The 18,111-nt window shown below is 69.9% G+C and carries 19 protein-coding genes; 7 read left to right on the top strand and 12 right to left on the bottom strand.

The annotated features are described in order from the left end of the window. Positions 1–13: 13 nt before the first annotated feature. Positions 14–850 (top strand): RDD family protein, encoded by an 837-nt coding sequence (locus AU195_RS08375; RefSeq protein ID WP_059158589.1) that lies wholly within the window; start codon positions 14–16, stop codon positions 848–850. 10 nt (positions 851–860) lie between these two features. Here AU195_RS08375 and AU195_RS08370 read toward each other — a convergent pair whose 3' ends face one another. After that, entirely contained in the window at positions 861–2,216 is a 1,356-nt protein-coding gene (locus tag AU195_RS08370; RefSeq protein ID WP_059158588.1) for a carotenoid oxygenase family protein, read from the bottom strand. 148 nt (positions 2,217–2,364) lie between these two features. Here AU195_RS08370 and AU195_RS08365 point away from each other — a divergent pair, with 148 nt between their 5' ends. Together AU195_RS08365 and AU195_RS08360 are read left to right on the top strand one after the other, a co-directional pair. Next, a complete protein-coding gene (locus AU195_RS08365; RefSeq protein ID WP_286149159.1) occupies positions 2,365–2,889 on the top strand; it encodes a PadR family transcriptional regulator in 525 nt (174 codons plus the stop codon). Between the two features lie 85 nt (positions 2,890–2,974). Then, positions 2,975–3,697 carry a PadR family transcriptional regulator gene (locus tag AU195_RS08360; protein ID WP_059158781.1) on the top strand — a complete coding sequence of 241 codons (723 nt, stop codon included), beginning with the start codon at positions 2,975–2,977 and terminating at the stop codon, positions 3,695–3,697. Between the two features lie 51 nt (positions 3,698–3,748). Here the strand turns inward: AU195_RS08360 and glpK are convergent, their stop codons facing one another. After that, the gene (glpK, locus tag AU195_RS08355) at positions 3,749–5,266 is read right to left on the bottom strand and encodes a glycerol kinase GlpK (RefSeq protein ID WP_059158586.1); all 1,518 of its coding nucleotides are present in this window, start codon (positions 5,264–5,266) and stop codon (positions 3,749–3,751) included. Between the two features lie 42 nt (positions 5,267–5,308). On the opposite strand from glpK, the gene AU195_RS08350 reads away from it, so the two are divergent. Then, positions 5,309–6,076: a class I SAM-dependent methyltransferase gene (locus tag AU195_RS08350; RefSeq protein WP_059158585.1), complete on the top strand. Its 768-nt coding sequence runs from the start codon at positions 5,309–5,311 to the stop codon at positions 6,074–6,076. Between the two features lie 58 nt (positions 6,077–6,134). Then, entirely contained in the window at positions 6,135–7,451 is a 1,317-nt protein-coding gene (locus AU195_RS08345) for an MFS transporter (RefSeq protein ID WP_059158584.1), read from the top strand. Positions 7,452–7,455: 4 nt separating this feature from the next. Here the strand turns inward: AU195_RS08345 and AU195_RS08340 are convergent, their stop codons facing one another. Next, a complete protein-coding gene (locus tag AU195_RS08340; protein ID WP_059158583.1) occupies positions 7,456–8,259 on the bottom strand; it encodes an MBL fold metallo-hydrolase in 804 nt (267 codons plus the stop codon). 83 nt (positions 8,260–8,342) lie between these two features. On the opposite strand from AU195_RS08340, the gene AU195_RS08335 reads away from it, so the two are divergent. Both AU195_RS08335 and AU195_RS08330 read left to right on the top strand, forming a co-directional pair. Next, positions 8,343–9,821 carry a glutamate-cysteine ligase family protein gene (locus tag AU195_RS08335; RefSeq protein WP_059158582.1) on the top strand — a complete coding sequence of 493 codons (1,479 nt, stop codon included), beginning with the start codon at positions 8,343–8,345 and terminating at the stop codon, positions 9,819–9,821. A gap of 10 nt (positions 9,822–9,831) precedes the next feature. Beyond that, complete coding sequence (locus AU195_RS08330) at positions 9,832–10,503, top strand: class I SAM-dependent methyltransferase (protein WP_059158581.1); 672 nt, start codon at positions 9,832–9,834, stop codon at positions 10,501–10,503. A gap of 3 nt (positions 10,504–10,506) precedes the next feature. On the opposite strand, the gene egtE is transcribed toward AU195_RS08330, so the two are convergent. From egtE to AU195_RS08285, 9 genes are all read right to left on the bottom strand, one after another. After that, a complete protein-coding gene (gene egtE, locus AU195_RS08325; protein WP_059158580.1) occupies positions 10,507–11,634 on the bottom strand; it encodes an ergothioneine biosynthesis PLP-dependent enzyme EgtE in 1,128 nt (375 codons plus the stop codon). Beyond that, positions 11,631–12,596, bottom strand: coding sequence for an L-histidine N(alpha)-methyltransferase (gene egtD / locus AU195_RS08320; RefSeq protein WP_059158579.1), 966 nt, complete (start codon positions 12,594–12,596; stop codon positions 11,631–11,633). Before egtD ends, egtE begins: the two co-directional genes overlap by 4 nt. Beyond that, positions 12,593–13,285 (bottom strand): ergothioneine biosynthesis protein EgtC, encoded by a 693-nt coding sequence (gene egtC, locus AU195_RS08315; RefSeq protein WP_059158578.1) that lies wholly within the window; start codon positions 13,283–13,285, stop codon positions 12,593–12,595. The genes egtD and egtC overlap by 4 nt, the downstream gene beginning before the upstream one ends. Further along, complete coding sequence (gene egtB / locus AU195_RS08310) at positions 13,285–14,580, bottom strand: ergothioneine biosynthesis protein EgtB (RefSeq protein ID WP_059158577.1); 1,296 nt, start codon at positions 14,578–14,580, stop codon at positions 13,285–13,287. Before egtB ends, egtC begins: the two co-directional genes overlap by 1 nt. Further along, on the bottom strand, positions 14,577–15,851 hold the full coding sequence (gene egtA, locus AU195_RS08305) for an ergothioneine biosynthesis glutamate--cysteine ligase EgtA (RefSeq protein ID WP_059158780.1): 1,275 nt from the start codon (positions 15,849–15,851) through the stop codon (positions 14,577–14,579). The genes egtB and egtA overlap by 4 nt, the downstream gene beginning before the upstream one ends. A 162-nt stretch (positions 15,852–16,013) precedes the next feature. Next, positions 16,014–16,652 carry a sensor domain-containing protein gene (locus AU195_RS08300; protein WP_059158779.1) on the bottom strand — a complete coding sequence of 213 codons (639 nt, stop codon included), beginning with the start codon at positions 16,650–16,652 and terminating at the stop codon, positions 16,014–16,016. A 5-nt stretch (positions 16,653–16,657) separates the two neighbouring features. Continuing rightward, the gene (locus AU195_RS08295) at positions 16,658–17,086 is read right to left on the bottom strand and encodes an organic hydroperoxide resistance protein (RefSeq protein WP_059158576.1); all 429 of its coding nucleotides are present in this window, start codon (positions 17,084–17,086) and stop codon (positions 16,658–16,660) included. 58 nt (positions 17,087–17,144) lie between these two features. Further along, positions 17,145–17,615: a Fur family transcriptional regulator gene (locus AU195_RS08290; RefSeq protein ID WP_059158575.1), complete on the bottom strand. Its 471-nt coding sequence runs from the start codon at positions 17,613–17,615 to the stop codon at positions 17,145–17,147. A 58-nt stretch (positions 17,616–17,673) separates the two neighbouring features. Next, positions 17,674–18,099: a hypothetical protein gene (locus AU195_RS08285; protein WP_059158574.1), complete on the bottom strand. Its 426-nt coding sequence runs from the start codon at positions 18,097–18,099 to the stop codon at positions 17,674–17,676. Between the last annotated feature and the right edge of the window lie 12 nt (positions 18,100–18,111).

Genomic DNA, 18,111 nt, shown 5'->3' with positions numbered 1-18,111 from the left:
GTAGCGTGGCCGTATGGTCTCCCAGCCCGCACCGGTGGTGACCGGCGACGCGGTGGTGCTCGACGTGCAGATCGCCCAGCTGCCGATCCGGGCGCTGTCCGCGATGATCGACATCCTGGTCGTCTTCGTCGGGTACGTGCTGGGCCTGGTGCTGTGGGCGATCACCCTGAGCGACTTCGACACCGCGCTGTCGGCGGCGGTGCTGATCATCTTCACCGTGCTCACCCTCGTCGGCTACCCGCTGTTGTTCGAGACCGCGACGCGCGGGCGGACGCTGGGGAAGATGGCGCTCGGGTTGCGCGTGGTGTCGGAGGACGGCGGCCCGGAACGGTTCCGGCAGGCCCTGTTCCGGGCACTGGCCGGGTTCATCGAACTGTGGATGCTGGCCGGCGGGCCCGCCGCCGTGTGCAGCCTGCTGTCGCCCAAGGGCAAGCGCATCGGTGACATCTTCGCCGGCACGGTCGTGATCAGCGAGCGGGCGCCGCGGATGAGTCCACCTCCGGTCATGCCGCCCGCGCTGGCGTGGTGGGCCGCCACGCTGGAGCTGTCCGGCCTCGCTGGGGAGCAGGCCGAGCGCGCCCGCCAATTCCTCTCGCGGGCACACCAACTGGAGCCCGGGCTGCGGGACGAGATGGCCTACCGCATCGCCGGCGAGGTCGTCTCACGGATCTCCCCACCACCGCCGCCGGGGACGCCGCCGCAGTACGTGCTGGCGGCCGTGCTGGCCGAACGGCACCGGCGGGCGCTCGCCCGTCTGATGCCCGTGCCGTCGGCGTACCCGTCGGCGCCCGCTCCGTCGTACGCGGCCGCCGCACCGCCGCGAGATCCGGGCTTCACCCCGCCGAGTTGAGCGCGGGGCGTCAGCCCTCGATCCAGTTGCCGTGGAATCCGTACGGGACACGTTGCGGCAGTTGCACTCTGGCCACCGGCGGGGCGCTGAAGTCGGCGGCGTCGAGGATCACCAGGTCGCTGCCGTCACGCTGCGGGTCGTAGACGTACGCCAGGTACCACCCGTTCTGTTCGTCGGCGGGCCCCGACGCGGCGGGCACGAACACCGCCTCCCCCGGTCCGCCCGGCGCGTCCGCGGTGCCGAAGACGTGGTCCACCGCCGCGCCGGTCGCCAGGTCGTAGCGCACCAACCGCTGATCGCCCACCGACACCGCGTACCGCGCGGGCAGACCCGCCAGCCGGTCGTCGATACGGGGGAACTCGACTGCCCGCTCGTCGAGCTGGCGTTCGCGCACCATGCCGGTCACCAGGTCGATGGTCCAGCTCCACAGCACGCCGTTGGCTTCGAATCCGCCTGTGCCGCGCCAGAGTTCGGGGTACCGCACGGCCTGCAGCACCAGCGTGTTCCCGTCCTCGTAGGCGTTGGCGACATGGAACACGTAGCACGGGTCGATGTCGAACCACCGAACCTCGCCGAAGGGATCGTCGCGGCGCAGTACGCCGAGGCGGGCGCCGTAGTCGTCGTCCCAGCGGTAGGGCATGTCGCCCTTGCCCTCGAGCGCGATGTCCATGTTGAACACGATCGGCAGGTCCATGAAGATCACGTGCCCGCTGGTCATGGCGAAGTCGTGCATCATCGTCAACGCCTTGACGTCCAGCGGCCGGTTGACGGTCAGTTCGCCGTCGGCGTCGGCGCGGTGGTAGGTCACGTACGGCTCGAAGAGGTTGCCGTAGCCGAAGAAGTGCAACTCGCCGGTGATCGGGCAGATCTTCGGGTGCGCGGTCATGGAGTCGACCAGCCTGCCCCCGAAGTCGTAGGCGCCGACGGTCCGCAGGTCGTTGGTGATCTCGTAGGGCAGCGACGATTCGACGAGCGCCAGGGTCTTCCCGGCGTGGTTGACGACGTGGGTGTTGGCGACGCTGGAGTGCAGGTTGCGGGTGCCGTCGGCGTTGTAGACCCCGAAGTGGTTCTCGAAGCTCTCGGTGCGCACCCACCGATTGCGGTACCAGGCGGCGCGGCCGTTCTCGATGCGGACGCCGTGGATCATTCCGTCGCCGGTGAACCAGTGGGCGGCGGGCTGCCGCGGATTCGGGCCGTTTCGCAGGTACCAGCCCTGCAGATCGGACGGGATCCGCCCCTCGACGGGCAGGTCGAAGGCGGTGAGCTCGTCGGCGACGGGCGCGTAGTTGCCCTTGTGGAAGAACTCGCCGTCCGAGGGCAGGTTGTCTGCGCCGACGCCCTCTTTCGCTGAATAGGTCTCGGTCATCTGGACTCCTCGGGCTGCAGGGAAAGCCTGCCACGACACTGACACTCCTGAGGCGACATGTCAATAGTGGAATGTCGGGAACGCATGCGTCTCGATTCGACGGGCCTGACATTCCATTTTTGGAATGTCAGGCCCTTACGCTTTCGGGGTGAGCCTCCGATTCGCCGCCCTCGGCCTCCTCGCACAGCACCCCGGGAGCGGGTATGACCTGCTCAGGCGCTTCGAGGAGTCGATGGCCAACGTGTGGCCCGCCACCCAGAGCCAGCTCTACAGCGAACTGAACCGACTCGCCGACGCCGGCCTGATCGAGGTCACCGACATCGGTCCGCGCGGCCGCAAGGAGTACCGCGTCACCGCGGCCGGGCGCGCCGAACTGAGGCGCTGGATCACCGATCCGTCCGACGACCCGCCGCTGCGCCGCCCGGATCTGTTACGGGTGTTCCTCCTCGGCGAGTTGCCGGCCGAGGCCGCTCGCAAGCACTTCATCGCCGTCGCCGACTACGCGCAGGCAGAGCTCGAACGCCTTGAGGCGATGCGTGATTCGGTGCACTGGAACCACGACGCGGCTGCGTTCTACGGCCGCGCCGCACTCGAGTACGGGCTCCGCCTACGGGCGATGGAGGCGAGATGGGCGCGCGAGGTCGCCGGCTGGATCGACGAGCGCGACAACTGAACGTTGCATCGCGATAGTTTCCGATATATCGTTAACGTATCGGATGCGCGCTTCGTGCTTCCTCGACATCAAAGGATTCACAAACATGAGCAACCCATTCACCCCCGGATTCGGATTCGGCATCGGTCCCGGCGACCGACGGGCCATGCACGACCAGCGCAGGCAGGCGCGTCGCGAGTTCCGCGACCACCTACGCGAGCAGCGACGCGCCGACTGCGTCAGCGAGCACGACGCCGGCTTCGGACCGGGCTTCGGCCCCGCATTCGGGCGCCATCCTGGCCGCGGACCCGGCTTCGAGTTCGGGTTCGACCCGCGCGGCGGCTTCGGCTTCGCAGCGGCCGGCCGCGGGCGGCGCGGGGGCGGCCGCGGGCGCGGACGGCGCGGCGTCGTCCGCGCCGCCATCCTCACCCTGCTGACCGAACGGCCCATGCACGGCTACGAGATGATCCAGGAGATCGCCGAACGCAGCAACGGCCTGTGGAAACCCAGCCCCGGCTCGGTGTATCCCACCCTGCAACTGCTCGTCGACGAAGGGCTCATCGTCGGGACCGAGACAGAGGGCAGCAAGAAGCTGTTCGAGCTCACCGACGAAGGCCGCTCGGCCGCCGAGAAGGTCGAGACCCCGCCGTGGGAACAGATCACCGACGACGCCGGACCCGGCCACGCCACCCTGCAGCACGCCGTCGCCCAACTCATGGGCGCCATCGCGCAGTCGGCCTATGCCGCCGGCGAGGAGCAGCAGGCGCGCATCGTCGAGATCGTCAACAACGCCCGCCGCGAGATCTACGGCGTACTCGGCGAGGAATAGCCGGGATTCCGGCGCGCTCCCGTGCGCTGACCGTATGTCAGCGCGCCGAAATCACTCCACGTCCACCCAGTCGAGGGTGCGCTCCACGGCCTTCTGCCAACCGGCGTACCCCTCGGCGCGCTGGTCGTCGCTCCACTGCGGCGTCCAGCGCTTGTCCTCCTGCCAGTTGCGCCGCAGATCGTCGGCGCCGTCCCAGAAGCCCACCGCCAACCCGGCCGCGTAACCGGCTCCGAGAGCGGTGGTTTCGGCCACCACCGGTCTGACGACGTCGACGCCGAGCACGTCGGCCTGGATCTGCATGCACAGATTGTTGGCTGTGATGCCGCCGTCGACCTTGAGCACCTCGAGGTGCACACCGGAGTCGGCCTCCATCGCGTCGACCACGTCTCGGCTCTGGTAACAGATCGCCTCCAGCGTCGCGCGCGCGACGTGGGCATTGGTGTTGAACCGGGACAGGCCGACGATGGCGCCGCGGGCATCCGAGCGCCAGTACGGCGCGAACAGTCCGGAGAACGCGGGCACGAAGTACACCCCGCCGTTGTCGTCGACCTGACGCGCCAACGCCTCGCTCTGCGCGGCGCCGCTGATGATGCCGAGCTGATCGCGCAGCCACTGCACGGCCGATCCGGTCACCGCGATCGAACCCTCCAGTGCGTAAACGGGTTTCGCGTCTCCGAACTGGTAGCACACCGTGGTGAGCAGGCCGTTGCCGGAGCGGACGATCTTCTCACCCGTGTTGAGCAGCAGGAAATTGCCTGTGCCGTAGGTGTTCTTGGCCTCCCCCGCCGACAGGCACACCTGTCCGACCATCGCCGCCTGCTGGTCCCCGAGGATGCCGGTGATCGGCACCTCACCGCCGAGCGGCCCGTCCTCGCGGGTGACGCCGTGGCAGTCCAGGCACGACGACGGTTTGATCTCGGGCAGCATCTGGCGCGGAATCCCGAAGAACGACAACAGTTCATCGTCCCAGTCCAGCGTCTCCAGATCCATCAGCATGGTGCGGCTGGCGTTGGTGACGTCGGTGACGTGCACGCCGCCGCGCGGCCCGCCGGTCAGGTTCCACACCACCCAGCTGTCGGCGGTGCCGAAGATCGCGTCACCCTTCTCGGCGGCCTCCCTCACCCCGTCGACGTTGTCGAGGATCCACTGCACCTTGCCCGCGGAGAAGTACGTCGCCGGCGGCAGACCGGCCTTGCGTCGGATCACATCACCGCGTCCGTCGCGGTCGAGTGCCGTGGCGATGCGGTCGGTGCGGGTGTCCTGCCAGACGATCGCGTTGTAGTACGGCCGGCCGGTGCGGCGGTTCCACACCAGCGCGGTCTCCCGCTGGTTGGTGATGCCGAGCGCGCACAGGTCCTCGGCCGACAGGTTGGTGCGGTTGAGCGCCGACATCAGTACCGATGCGGTGCGTTCCCAGATCTCGACCGGGTTGTGCTCGACCCATCCGGCCTGCGGCAAGAGCTGCTCGTGTTCGAGCTGGTGGCGGCCGACCTCGGCGCCGTCGTGGTCGAAGATCATGCACCGGGTGCTGGTGGTGCCCTGGTCGATGGCGGCGACGAACTGGGCCACGCTTCTCCTTCGTGTCCATCGTGTCGGGGTTAGTCGTCCATCATGGACCACATGGCAACGCAGATCGCCGACATCGGCCGGATGCCCCGCGGCGGCCCGCGCGCGTCGTGTCTCGACCGGCTGCTCGAGACCGACCGCAGGGAGTACCTCGACCGCGAAGACGTCGACGATCGCGTCAAGCGCAGCGTCGTGTGGGCCCTCGACCGGAGCGGTGACCTGTTCGGCGCCCACGACCGGTTCGCCGAGCTCGCGTTGGCGGAGATCGCCGACGTCCCCGATCCGAAGGTCCTCGAACTCGGGGCGGGGCACGGCGGCCTGTCGCGCCGCCTGCTCGACGCGCACCCCACCGCGGAGGTCCTCGTCACCGACCTCGACGAGACGTCGGTGGCGAAGATCGCCGCAGGCGACCTGGGCGGCCATCCGCGGGCGCGGGTGCAGGTCATGGACGCCACCGCCATCGACGCGCCCGACGGCGCCTTCGCCCTGGCGGTGTTCGCGCTGTCTTTTCACCACCTCTCGCCTCCTCAGGCCGCGAAGGCGATCGCCGAGGGCACCCGGGTGGCCGACAAGCTGCTGATCGTCGACCTGCCGCGCCCGCCCGCCCCGCTGCATGTGGTGCGCCTGCTGACGATGCTGCCGCTCGCCCCGTTCGTGCCGTTCGTGCACGACGGGGTGATCAGCTCGCTGCGCTCCTACAGCCCGGCGGCGCTGCGCGCCCTCGCCGCCCACGCCGGCCCCGACATCGAGGTCGAGCTGCGAGGCGGACTGTTCAGCGAGCAGGTCCTCGTGGCGAGCAGACGGCGCGAGTAAGAATCACGACGCGCACAACTGTGGTGCGACCGCGGCCGTTCGGGGCTAATGGCCCAACATGACCATCGCCGATCCGCCGATCGCCTCGGGACCCGACACCGACGACCGCCGGGTGCGCACCGCCCTGCTGTCCAGCCTGGTCGGCACGACGATCGAGTGGTACGACTTCTTCCTCTACGCCACCGCGGCGAGCCTGGTGTTCAACCAGGCGTTCTTCCCCGACCAAAGCTCGTTCGTCGGCACGATGCTGTCGTTCGCGACGTTCGCCGTCGGGTTCGTGGTGCGCCCGATCGGCGGGTTCGTCTTCGGGCACATCGGTGACCGCATCGGCCGCAAACGCACGCTGGCGCTGACGATGTTCCTGATGGGCGGCGCGACCGCGCTGATGGGCGTGTTGCCGACCGCCGCGCAGATCGGCGTGCTGGCGCCGATCCTGTTGTTGCTGCTGCGGATCGCGCAGGGCTTCGCACTGGGTGGCGAATGGGCCGGCGCGGTGCTGTTGGCGGTCGAGCACAGCCCTGCCAAGCGCCGCGGATTCTCCGGCAGCGTCCCGCAGATCGGGCTGGCACTGGGGTTGGCGCTGGGCACCGGGGTGTTCGCGCTGCTGCAGGTGGTGCTGCCCGAGGACGCGTTCCTGTCCTACGGCTGGCGCATCGCGTTCCTGGTCAGCGTGGTTCTGGTGATCTTCGGTGTGGTGGTTCGCCTCAAGGCCGAGGAGACACCGGCCTTCGAGAAGGTCCGCGACGACGACCAGCGGTCGGCCGTGCCGATCAAGGAGATCTTCCGTCCGCCCGTGCTCAAGACCACGGTGCTGGGCATGCTGTCGCGCTGGGGTGAGGGCGCGGCGTTCAACACCTGGGGCGTGTTCGCGATCTCCTATGCGACGGCGACCCTGCATTTCGAGAAGGTGCCGGTGCTGGTCGTGGTGACCGTGTCGGCGTTGCTGATGGCCGTGCTGCTCCCGGTGTCCGGGCTCCTCGTCGACCGGTTCGGCGCCAAGCTGGTCTACGGCACCGGCATCGCCGCCTACGCGGTCGCGGTGTTCCCAGTCTTCGCGCTGTTCAACACCGGCAGCATGGTCGCCTACACGGTCGGGATGGTGGTGGTGTTCGGCGTCATCCACGCCTGGTTCTACGGCGCCCAGGGCACGCTGTACGCATCGCTGTTCCCCACCCGGATCCGCTACACGGGACTGTCGACGGTCTACCAGCTCTCCGGGGTGTACTCCTCGGGTCTGACACCGCTGATCCTCACCGCACTGATCGCCGCCGCGGGCGACACCCCGTGGCTGGCGTGCGGCTATCTGGTCGTGACCGCGGTGATCAGCGTGGTCGCCACGGTGCTGCTGCGGCCACGCCCGCTGGCCGAACTCTGACCGGCTACACCGTCACCGACGCCCCGCGGTCCAGCTCGATCACCCGTTCGGCCAGGCCGCGCCGCTTCATCTCCTCGAGGAAGTCCGACAGCGGCGAGGCGAACACCCCGTAGTCGTTGAAATGCACGGGGATGACCTTCGGCAGGTCGAGCAATTCGGCCGCGCCGGCCCCCTGCCTGCCGTCCATCGTCACCGTGAGCCCGAACGGGAGGTGCCTGCCGAACGGCAGCCGGGTGCCGCCCAGATGCAGGATGCCGGCGTCGATGTCGGGGAAGCGGCGGGGAATCTCGTCGAGTTCCTCGATGAGCAGCGTGTCGCCGGAGATGTAGAGCCGCCTGGCCGCGCCGTCGGCACCCGAGACCTCCACCATCGAGCCCATCACCGGCGGCAGCACTCGGTTGATCGGGGTCGGCGCGTGCCGTCCCGGCAGCGCGGTGACGGTGACCGTGGTGGCGCCCTTGGTGATCGTGTGCCGCTGCCAGGTGTCCAGCGCGACGGAGTGGTGAAACCCGCGCCTACGCAACCGTTTGGCCGCATGCGGTGTGGTGATCACCGGCAACGTCCGGTCGAGCCCGTTCTGGGCCACCCGGTCCCAATGGTCGCCGTGCATGTGGGACAGCAGCACCCCGTCGAGCGGCGGTAGCCGGTCGATGTCGAGTGCCGGATCGTGCAACCTCTTCGACAACAGCCCGTAACCCAGATACGCATGCTGGCCGCGGTGCAGGAAGTTCGGGTCCGTCAGAAGCGTGATGCCGTCGGTGGTCAGCAGCGTGGTGGCATTGCCGATGAAGGTCACCGTGATGTCCATGACGCCGTGCTACCCCCGTTTCCCGGGGATATGCGCCCACCGATCGAGCGAATACCCGTCCGGGCGTCACTAGCATCGGCGGGGTGGGCGAAGAAGTGAAGCAGACCGACTTCAGCCGGGCGCACCGTCGCGAATACCGCCGCAAGGTGCAGCTGTGTCTCGACGTGTTCGAGACGATGCTGGCCCAGTCGAGCTTCGAGTTCGAGCGTCCGCTGACCGGTATGGAGATCGAGTGCAACCTCGTCGACGCCGACTACCAGCCGGCGATGAGCAATTCCGAGGTGCTCGCGTCGATCGCCGATCCGGCCTACCAGACCGAATTGGGCGCTTACAACATCGAATTCAACGTGCCGCCCCGCCCGCTGCCCGGCCGGGCCGCCCTCGAGCTGGAGGCCGAGGTGCGCGCGAGCCTCAATGCGGCCGAGGGCAAGGCCGACTCCGACGGCGCCCACATCGTGATGATCGGGATCCTGCCGACGCTGATGCCCGAGCACCTCGCGAGCAACTGGATGAGCCAGTCGACGCGCTACCAGGCGCTCAACGACTCGATCTTCACCGCGCGCGGCGAGGACATCCTCATCGACATCGCCGGTCCCGAACGGCTGAGCCTGCAGGCGGCGTCGATCGCCCCGGAGTCGGCGTGCACCAGCATGCAGCTGCACCTGCAGGTCTCCCCCGCCGATTTCGCGCGTAACTGGAACGCCGCCCAGGTCATCGCGGGACCGCAGTTGGCGCTGGGCGCGAATTCGCCGTACTTCTTCGGCCACCAGCTGTGGGCCGAGACGCGCATCGAACTGTTCACCCAGGCCACCGACACCCGGCCCGACGAGCTCAAGACCCAGGGCGTCCGGCCGCGGGTCTGGTTCGGTGAACGCTGGATCACCTCGATCTTCGACCTGTTCGAGGAGAACGTCCGCTACTTCCCGTCGCTGTTGCCCGAGGTGTCCGACGAGGACCCGGTCGCCGAACTGGCCGCCGGCCGCACCCCGAAACTCTCGGAACTGCGGCTGCACAACGGCACGATCTACCGGTGGAACCGCCCCGTCTACGACGTGGTGAACGGCAAACCGCATCTGCGGGTGGAGAACCGCGTGCTACCCGCCGGACCGACCGTGATCGACATGCTCGCCAACTCGGCGTTCTACTACGGCGTGCTGCGGACGATGTCCGAGGAGGACCGGCCGCTGTGGACGAAGTTGAGCTTCGCCGCGGCCGAGCACAACTTCCGCGACGCCGCGCAGAACGGAATGGACGCTCGGCTGTACTGGCCGGGTCTCGGTGAGGTGACACCCGACGAACTGGTGCTGCGGCAGCTACTTCCGATGGCCGACGAGGGTCTGCGCCGGTGGGGTGTCGCGACGGAGGTGCGCGACCGCTACCTCGGGGTGATCGAGGGCCGCGCCAAGACCGGCCGCAACGGAGCTGCCTGGCAGATCGCCACCGTGCATGCGCTGCAGGAACGCGGGCTGGCCCGGCCCGCCGCGCTGGCCGAGATGCTGCGGTTGTACTGCCAACGCATGCACAGCAACGAGCCCGTGCACTCCTGGGACGGTCCCGCGTAGGTTTGGACCCATGTCGGATGTGATGGATTGGGACAGCGCATACCGGGGCGAGGGTGTCTTCAGCGGCCCGCCGCCGTGGAGCATCGGCGAGCCTCAACCCGAACTGGCCGCGTTGCACCGGGCGGGCCGGTTCCGCAGCGACGTGCTCGATGCCGGGTGCGGACACGCCGAGTTGTCACTGGCGCTGGCCGAGGACGGCTACACCGTCGTCGGCCTCGACATCAGCCCGACGGCGATCGCGGCGGCGAACAAGGCCGCCCAACTCCGTGGCCTGGCCGCCGCGAGCTTTGCCCAGGCCGACATCACCGCGTTCACCGGTTACGACGGGCGCTTCAGCACGATCCTCGACAGCACGCTGTTCCACTCGCTGCCCGTCGAGGGGCGCGACGGCTACCTGCGCTCGATCCACCGGGCCGCGGCCCCCGGCGCGGCGCTGTTCATCCTGGCGTTCGCCAAGGGCGCGTTCCCGCCGGACCTGGAGACCAAGCCGCACGAGGTGGAGGAAGCCGAACTGCGCGACGCGGTGTCGCAGTACTGGACCGTCGACGACATCCGGCCGGCATTCATCCACGCCAATGCGCTGCAGATGCCCGGGGGGCCCGTGGACATGCCTCACGAGCGCGACGAGAAGGACCGGTTGAAGTTTCCCGCGTTCCTGTTGACCGCGCACAAGCCCGGTTAGGGATCAGAGGCGGGCCGCCTCGGCCAGTGCCGCTGCCGTCAGGTCGAGTTCGTCGCCGGTGACGTCGACGTGCGGTGAGAGACGCAGCACCGGCGCCGTCAATTCGCGCGGTGCCCGGCGGGCGTCGCAGGCAGTGGTCACGATGCGCCGTTCGGCGATGAGCCAGGCCCGGACCTTGTGCGGGTCGGCGCCGTCGGTCGGCGTCAGCGTCGTGATGGCGGTCGGCTCGTCGACCGGTTCGACCACGCGCCAGCCGGGCACGTCGCCCATCGCCTCCCGGGTCAGCCGGCCGACTTCGGCGAGCCGCGCCCTGACATGCTGGTCGCCCTCGGCGAGATGTTCGCCGACGGCAACGGAGAACCCCACGCGCGCAGCGGCATTGGACTCGCCGTGTTCGAACTGTTGCCACACGGTCAGTGGTGCGCCGGGTTCCGACGGCGGGAAACGTGGGCGCAGAGTCTCGGCGAGGTCGGGCCGGACCGCCAAAACCCCGACGCCGCGGGGTCCGGCCAGCCATTTGCGGGACGCCGAGTAGATCGCATCGGGCGCGACGGTGCAGTCGAGGTGGCCCAGGGCCTGCGCGGCGTCCACCACGAGCGGCAGCCCGAGGTCCCGGCACACCGCGGCCAGGGGGCCCAGCGGTTGCGCGAGGCCGCGGTGGCTGCCCAGTGGCGTCAGGTGCACCAGACCCGGCCGCTCCCGAGCCAACACCTCGGCGGCGGCGTCGACGCGCAACCGGCCGTGGGGGTCGACGGGCAGGGCCGACACCCGAAATCCGTTGGCCGCCATGAGCGCGAGGTTCGGCCCGTACTCCCCGACCAGACACGCCAACGAGCGGTCCCCGGTCCAACTGCTCAGCAGCAGGTCGAGGGCGTGGTTCGCCCCGGTGGTGAACACCACGTCGGTGGCCGTCAGACCGGTCAGTGCCGCGACGGCGGCGCGGCCCGCGTCGAGCACCGGCGCCGCCGCCTCCAGCGCGACGTAACCGCCCACTTCGGCTTCGTGGCGGGCATGCTGCGCGGCGGCGTCGATGGCGGCGAAACCCTGCCGTGAGCACGCCCCGCTGTCGAGGTGCACGCCGGCCGGTTGCGGCCGCGCCGCGCGCCAGCGCTCGGCAAGGGTGTCGGTCACTTGACCGCCAGCGACAGGCCGAAGTCCCCCGCCGGGTCGGTCCAGAAGTGGGTGCGGCGCAGGCCGGCGGCGGCCAGGTCGGCGGCGACGTCGTCGGGCCGGAATTTGCACGACACCTCGGTGAGCATCTCCTCCCCGTCGGCGAAGTCGGCGGTGAGGTCGAGCGCCCCGACGTGCACGCGCTGGGGACCGGTTGCGCGCAACCACATCTCGATGCGCTGCTCGCCGGCGTTCCAGCGGGCGACATGGGCGAAGGCGTCGACGTCGAAGTCGGCGTCGAGTTCGCGGTTGACCACGGCGAGCACGTTGCGGTTGAACCGCGCTGTGACGCCTGCGCTGTCGTCGTAGGCGCGGACCAGGCGGTCGGTGTCCTTGACCAGGTCGGTGCCCAGCAGCAGCGCGTCACCGGGGGCCATGGTGTCGGCCAGGGTGGCCAGGAACGATGCCCGGGGTGCGGCGGTGAGGTTGCCGATCGTCGAGCCGAGGAAGGCGATCACGCGGCGTCCGCCCTGCGGGATCTTGCCGAGGTGTTCCTCGAAATCACCACAGACGGCTTCGATCTCGAGGTCGGCGTATTCGGTCTCCAGCGCTGCGCCGGCAGTACGCAGAACGCCCGCGTCCACGTCGAACGGGATGAACCGGCGCAACGATCCGTGCTCGCGCAGCGCCGACAGCAGCATCCTGGTCTTCTCCGACGTGCCGCTGCCGAGTTCGACGAGGGTGTCGGCTCCGGTGGCGGCGGCGATCTCCGCAGAGTGGTCCCGCAGTATCTGCGCCTCGGTGCGGGTCGGGTAGTACTCGGGCAGCCGGGTGATCTGGTCGAACAGATCGCTGCCGACGGAATCGTAGAACCACTTGGGCGGCAAGGCCTTCGGGGTCGCAGTCAGTCCGTCGCGCACATCGCGGCGCAGCGCCTGTGCTGCGGAGTCGGCGGCCAGGTAGGTGGCGAGGGTGAACGTCATGCCGGTCCTTTCAGCGCGGTCAACGCCACGGCGGATCCGTCGGTGCGGACCAGGTGGCGGTCCGGGATCTCCTCCCAGCGCGGGTCGTCGTCGTAGGGTTCGCTGGCCAGCACCACGCCGTCGCCGGTGCGCAACACCGACAGGGTGTCCCCCCACGTCGTGGCGACCATCTCGGATCCGTTGGCGGCCAAGATGTTCAGCCGCGCGCCGGGGTCGCGGACGGCGACCTCGGTGACGGTGTCGCCCAGCCGGTCCATGCCCCGGTCGAAGATCAACGCGGCCAGCAGCGCACTGTCGACGGTCGATTCGGCGTGCGCGGACAGCGGCAGCACCGCCCGGTCGACGAGGCCGTTGTGCGACAGCAGCCACGACCCGTCGGTGAACGGCGCCGAGGCGGTCGGCTCGATCGGCATGCCGATGCTGGCGGAGCGGACCGCCCCGACCACGCACTCGCTGCGCAGCGCGGGCGCGACCGACGCGAACGACGCGTCGCCCCACAGTGGGGCCGCGCTGCGCCACCGCCGGGCGGTGCCGTGGTCGAAGAAGCCGACACCCCACCCGTCGGCGTTCATCAGGCCGTGCTTCTGGCGGCGCGGCGCGTAGGACTGCACCAGCAGGCCGTAGGGCGGGTCCAGCATCAGCGCGCTGACGGCGCGCGGCGCCCCCAGCCAGCCGAGGTGGCGGCACATCAGGCGGCGTCCGACCAGGCCAGCCGGACCCCGGAGAAGATCTGCCGCCGGATCGGGTGGTCCCAGTTGCGGAAGCTGGGCCGCAGGATCTCCGGCGCCACCGCCCATGACCCGCCGCGCAGCACCCGGTAGTCGCCGGAGCCGGTGCCGTCGAAGAACGGCTGCGAGTACCGGTCGTAGATCATCGGGGTGAAACCGGGCCAGGGCCGCAGCGTGGAGGTGGTCCACTCCCACACATCGCCGAGCATCTGTTCGGCGCCGTAGGCGGAGGCCCCGGCCGGGTAGGCGCCGACCGGTGCGGGCCGCAACGCGTCTCCGCCCAGGTTGGCCAGGTGAGTGGTCGGCGCCGACGACCCCCACGGATAGCGGCGGCGCCGCCCGGTGACGGGATCCCACGCGCAGGCCTTCTCCCACTCGATCTCGGTGGGCAGCCTCGCCCCGGCCCACGCCGCGTACGCCTCGGCCTCGAAGAACGTGACGTGCTGAACCGGTTCGTCGGCGGGGATCTCCTCGACGTGCCCGAAGCGGGTGCGGGTGCCGTCCTCGTTCCAGAACTGCGGCGCCGTCAGCCCGGCGTCCTGCCGGTGCGCCCATCCGGGCGCCGACCACCACCGCGGCTGCCGGTAGCCGCCGTCGTCGACGAACTGCTGCCATTCGCCGTTGGTGACCGGTACACGCCCGATCCGGAAGCCGGGGATGTCGACGACGTGTGCGGGGCGTTCGTTGTCGAGCGAATGGGGTTCGGCGGCGGCGTCGACGCCCAGCACGAACGGCCCGCCCGGCACCGGTACCGACGTGCCGGCGAGGCCGGTCCGCCCGGTGGGCAGCGATGCGCCGGGTCCGAGCAGCGGCGCCCCGGTCCGCAGGTTGAGCGCCTGCAGCATGGTCTCGTCGTGCTGGTTCTCATGGCTGATCACCAACGCGAACCGGAAGCCGTCGTCGACGTCGTCGGGCAGCGCCTCGAGCACGTCGAGCACCCTGTTGCGCACGGTCCGGCAGTACGCGCGGGCATCGGTCGGGGGCAGCAGCGGCAGGTTCACCCGGCTGGCCCGCGAGTTGACGAACGCGTCGTAGAGGCGTTCGACGCCCGGGTCCAGCATTCCGGGCCGGTCGGGGTTGCCGTCGCGCAGCAACCACAACTCCTCCTGCTGCCCGATGTGCGCGAGATCCCACACCAGCGGGCTCATCAGCGGGTCGTACTGCCTCCGCAGTTCCGCGTCGTCGAAGTCGACCAGGCGCAACGTGCGGTCGCGCGCTCGGGTCAGTTCGTCGGCCAGCGTGTCACGTGCGGTCAAGACTCACCTTTCGCGAGTTGGCGGACGGCTCGGCCAATCCCGTAGGCGACCGCCCGGTCGGCGAAGTCGTCGGCCGGGGACCTGCCTTCTTCGACCGAACGCACCAATTGCTGCATCGATTCCATCACGGGCGCGGGCGCCCGCTCGGCCGCGGTCTGGACGCAGCGCGTCGCCGCGGCGTGCAACCGGCGGTCTCCGAGTCCCATGCGCGCGGCCCGGTCCCAGGCCGTGGCCACCGACTCGGTGGCCTCCGCGGCGATGTCGGCGGCCACCGGATCGTCGAGCAGGGTGGTCAGTGTGAACGCAACGGCCGGCCACAGCGCATCGGAAACCGCATCGAGATAACGGATTTCGAGCCAGCGGCGCGGACGCACCGGCGGGAAGAGGGTGGTGAGGTGGTACTCGAGGTCGGCCCGCGTCGGCCGCCGCCCGCCGAGGAGCGTGTGCCCGTCGGCCCAATCCGCGAACGGCACCCAGTCGGTCACCGCCACCGGCTCCGGGGTGTGCACCAGCATGACCGGGGCGCGCAGCGCATAGCGGGCCCAGTCGCTGGCCGGGTCGTCCCCGCTCGCGCCGAGCACCGGCCCGCAACGCGCCTCGTCCAGTTCACCCCAGACCCACTGCCTGCTGCTCTGCCAACCCGAGAACCGGCCGGCGAGCAGTGGGGAGTTGGCGGTGACGGCGATCATCGTCGGGCCGAGCGCATGCGCCAACCGGACCCGGTCGGCCCATCCGTGCCGGGGTCCGGCGTCGAGGTTGAGTTGAACGGACGCCGTCGCCGTCATCATGAACGCACCGGCGGCGCCGGTACCGCTCGCGGTGAAGAAGGTCTCCATGGCCGAGTACCGGGGACCCGGGTTGACCCGGCGCGGCCGGCGCAGCGGGTCGGCGCCGAGCGGGACGAGCCCGAGCCCGCGCTGGGCGAAGGCGGCCCGCAGCACGGCCCGGTCGGAGGTCATCGCGGCGATCGCGGTCACCGCATCGTGTGCGGGCGGGCCGGACAACTCCACCGCGCCACCGGGTTCGACGGTGATCCTGCTGCCGCCGGGCAGTGCCGGAACCTCGGCGATCGCATCCGTCACCTCACCCCATCCCGGGCGTCGGAGTGGGTCGGCGAGATCGAAGGAGTGCGCCTCGATCTCGAGACCGACCTGCCCCACCGGGCCGTCGTGCAGACAGTGCGCGGTGATGTGCTCGGCGGCATCGGCTGCCGAGGCGAATTCGTCGGGTGCGGCATCGCACCCCGGGTCGCACGTGATCGGAACGGTCATCTCACCCATCCCTCCCGGGTCCGGGCCGTGTGACTGGACCGCTGGTTGGCGGCAGCGGGATCGGCTGATCACCGCTACCGTCCTCATTGTCCAGAGCGGACCGACAAGTGCACCTGATTTATGCGTGACAGCTTGGTGACATGCGCGTGCACATGAGAGCGGTCATTGCCCCAGTGTGTTCTGCATGGCGCCGGCCAGCACGTTGACCGCCGGACCGCCGTTGCCTGATTGACAGACCTTTGCTTGCAGAAGCACGTTTTCGCGCTTGCGGGTGGTGGTGAAACAGCGCCGGTCGGTGCCCGCTTCCTGTTTCACCCAGTCGGCGTCCGCAGCGCCTGCCGGACCGCCGGTGAACGTCCACACCTGGGTGGTGAAGTTGTCGAGGTGCATCGCGGTCGTCTGCCCCGCGCACCCCGCGGTGCGGTCGACGACACGGCGGTACGCGCGTTCGGCGGCGTCCGGCGTGGCGAACACCCCGACCGCCTGTTTGACGAGGTGGGTGGCGTCGGTGGGTGACTCCTGGGCGACGGCGCCGTTGAACGACGCCAGGTCCGGATCGTTGTACACCTCGGGCAGCCCGACGTCGGCCCAGTTGTTGCACACCGGGTTGTCGACGTAGAAGCCCTGCACCGGGTTGGTGAAGACCGACTCCCACCGCATGGTGGCACCGACGATGTTGCCGACCGACCCCTTCCCGAGCACGGCGTAGTTCACCACGCCCGGATCGGAGGGGCGGGCCTGCGCGGGCGCCGCCGCGGCCAGTGCGAGACCGGCCACGGCGATGCCCACCAGGAAACGCACCGGCACTAGACCTTCGCCGACAGCTTCACGTCGATGTTGCCGCGGGTGGCCTTCGAGTACGGGCAGAACTGGTGCGCCTGCTGCATGAGGTCGTCGGCCTGCGCCTGCTCGAGCCCCGGCAGGTAACCGATCAGGTGGGCGTTGATGCCGAATCCGCCCTCCGAGTCCTTACCGAACCCGACCTGCGCGGTGATGCTGGTGGCCTCGTCGAGCGTGACGTCGCCGTTCTTGGCCATCAGCCGCAGCGCGCCCAGGAAGCAGGCAGCGTAACCGGCCGAGAACAGCTGTTCGGGGTTGGTGCCCTCACCACTGCCACCGGCGGCCTTCGGCGGACGGGTGTCGAGGTCGATGCGGCCGTCGTCCGACTTCACGTGACCGTCCCGGCCGCCGCCGCTCGCGGTGGATTCTGCGGTGTACTTCACTTCGATGCTCATGGTGTCCGATCATGCCAGCCTCGTCGCAGACGGCAAGACGCCGCTCCCTTCCCGCTGGTCAGTCGGCGAACTGCCCGATGCGACGGGCGGAAACCTGTTGCTGCGAGCGGCAATCCGCGCAGGTGCCCCAGAACACGACCTCGGCCTCGTCGACGGTGAACCCGTCTTCGACGTGGGAGGGCTCGAGGCAGGGCGCGGCCCCGACGACGCAGTCGACGTCGGCCACCCGGCCGCAGCCGCGGCACACCAGGTGATGGTGGTTGTCACCGATACGGGTCTCGTAACGCGCCGACGAACCCGCCGGCTCGATCCGCCGGACCAGGCCCGCCGAGACGCAGGCCCGCAGGACGTCGTAGATCGCCTGGGTGGACACCGAGCCGAGCGCCTCGCGCACGCGGCCCGTCACGTCGTCGGCCGTCGAGTGCGGCGCCTGTTCGAGTGCGGACAGCACCGCGAGACGGGGCGCAGTGACCCGTAGGCCCGCGGCCCGGAGACGGGCCGCGGGTTCGGTTGCACGCATCGGGGTCATGCCATCGAGTATGCGCCCAATCTGGACTCAGTCAAGATAATAACTGGAATGATTCCAATCACGGTCGAGCGGGCGCGGTGGTCGTCGGGCTCTCCGGCGGGGTCTGCTGCGGGGTCTGCATACCGGGCTGACCTGGGCCGAAAGGCATGCCGGGGCGGTCGAACTGTCCGCGCGGCCCCATCATCGGCGCAGGCCCGTCGCGGTGGAACATCTGGCCGTGGCCGGGCCCGCCGTCACGGTGATGGCCGCCGCCGTCGGAGCTCCTGCCCAGCACGAAGCCGGAGAAGAAGACGACGGCGACGATGAAGACCACGCCCGCGACGATGCCGACCCACGCGGCGATCGTGGCCACGCGGTTGGGGCGGCGGCGCTGCTCGGTGGTGTCGACGTAGGGGGGCGGCGGTGTGGTGGTGACGACGGGTTCGGTACGCGGATCGGGGGACGACGCGGGGGTCGACGGTGTTTCGGTCATGCGCCCGATCATGCGAGCGCTGCT

This window comes from Mycobacterium sp. IS-1496 (genome assembly GCF_001499995.1).
Classification (GTDB): domain Bacteria; phylum Actinomycetota; class Actinomycetes; order Mycobacteriales; family Mycobacteriaceae; genus Mycobacterium.
The sequence above is the reverse complement of the archived record's forward strand: the minus strand, read 5'-3'. Positions and strand labels throughout refer to the sequence as shown.

What these genes read in the sequence shown, in the direction of transcription:
- AU195_RS08330 (WP_059158581.1), top strand. Translation starts at nt 9,832, where the DNA reads ATGTCGGATGTGATGGATTGGGACAGCGCATACCGGGGCGAGGGTGTC.
- AU195_RS08290 (WP_059158575.1), bottom strand. Translation starts at nt 17,615, where the DNA reads ATGACCCCGATGCGTGCAACCGAACCCGCGGCCCGTCTCCGGGCCGCG.
- AU195_RS08375 (WP_059158589.1), top strand. Translation starts at nt 14, where the DNA reads ATGGTCTCCCAGCCCGCACCGGTGGTGACCGGCGACGCGGTGGTGCTC.
- AU195_RS08345 (WP_059158584.1), top strand. Translation starts at nt 6,135, where the DNA reads ATGACCATCGCCGATCCGCCGATCGCCTCGGGACCCGACACCGACGAC.
- AU195_RS08285 (WP_059158574.1), bottom strand. Translation starts at nt 18,099, where the DNA reads ATGATCGGGCGCATGACCGAAACACCGTCGACCCCCGCGTCGTCCCCC.
- AU195_RS08360 (WP_059158781.1), top strand. Translation starts at nt 2,975, where the DNA reads ATGAGCAACCCATTCACCCCCGGATTCGGATTCGGCATCGGTCCCGGC.
- AU195_RS08295 (WP_059158576.1), bottom strand. Translation starts at nt 17,086, where the DNA reads ATGAGCATCGAAGTGAAGTACACCGCAGAATCCACCGCGAGCGGCGGC.
- AU195_RS08350 (WP_059158585.1), top strand. Translation starts at nt 5,309, where the DNA reads ATGGACCACATGGCAACGCAGATCGCCGACATCGGCCGGATGCCCCGC.
- egtD (WP_059158579.1), bottom strand. Translation starts at nt 12,596, where the DNA reads ATGACGTTCACCCTCGCCACCTACCTGGCCGCCGACTCCGCAGCACAG.
- egtA (WP_059158780.1), bottom strand. Translation starts at nt 15,851, where the DNA reads ATGACCGTTCCGATCACGTGCGACCCGGGGTGCGATGCCGCACCCGAC.
- egtC (WP_059158578.1), bottom strand. Translation starts at nt 13,285, where the DNA reads ATGTGCCGCCACCTCGGCTGGCTGGGGGCGCCGCGCGCCGTCAGCGCG.
- AU195_RS08370 (WP_059158588.1), bottom strand. Translation starts at nt 2,216, where the DNA reads ATGACCGAGACCTATTCAGCGAAAGAGGGCGTCGGCGCAGACAACCTG.
- AU195_RS08340 (WP_059158583.1), bottom strand. Translation starts at nt 8,259, where the DNA reads ATGGACATCACGGTGACCTTCATCGGCAATGCCACCACGCTGCTGACC.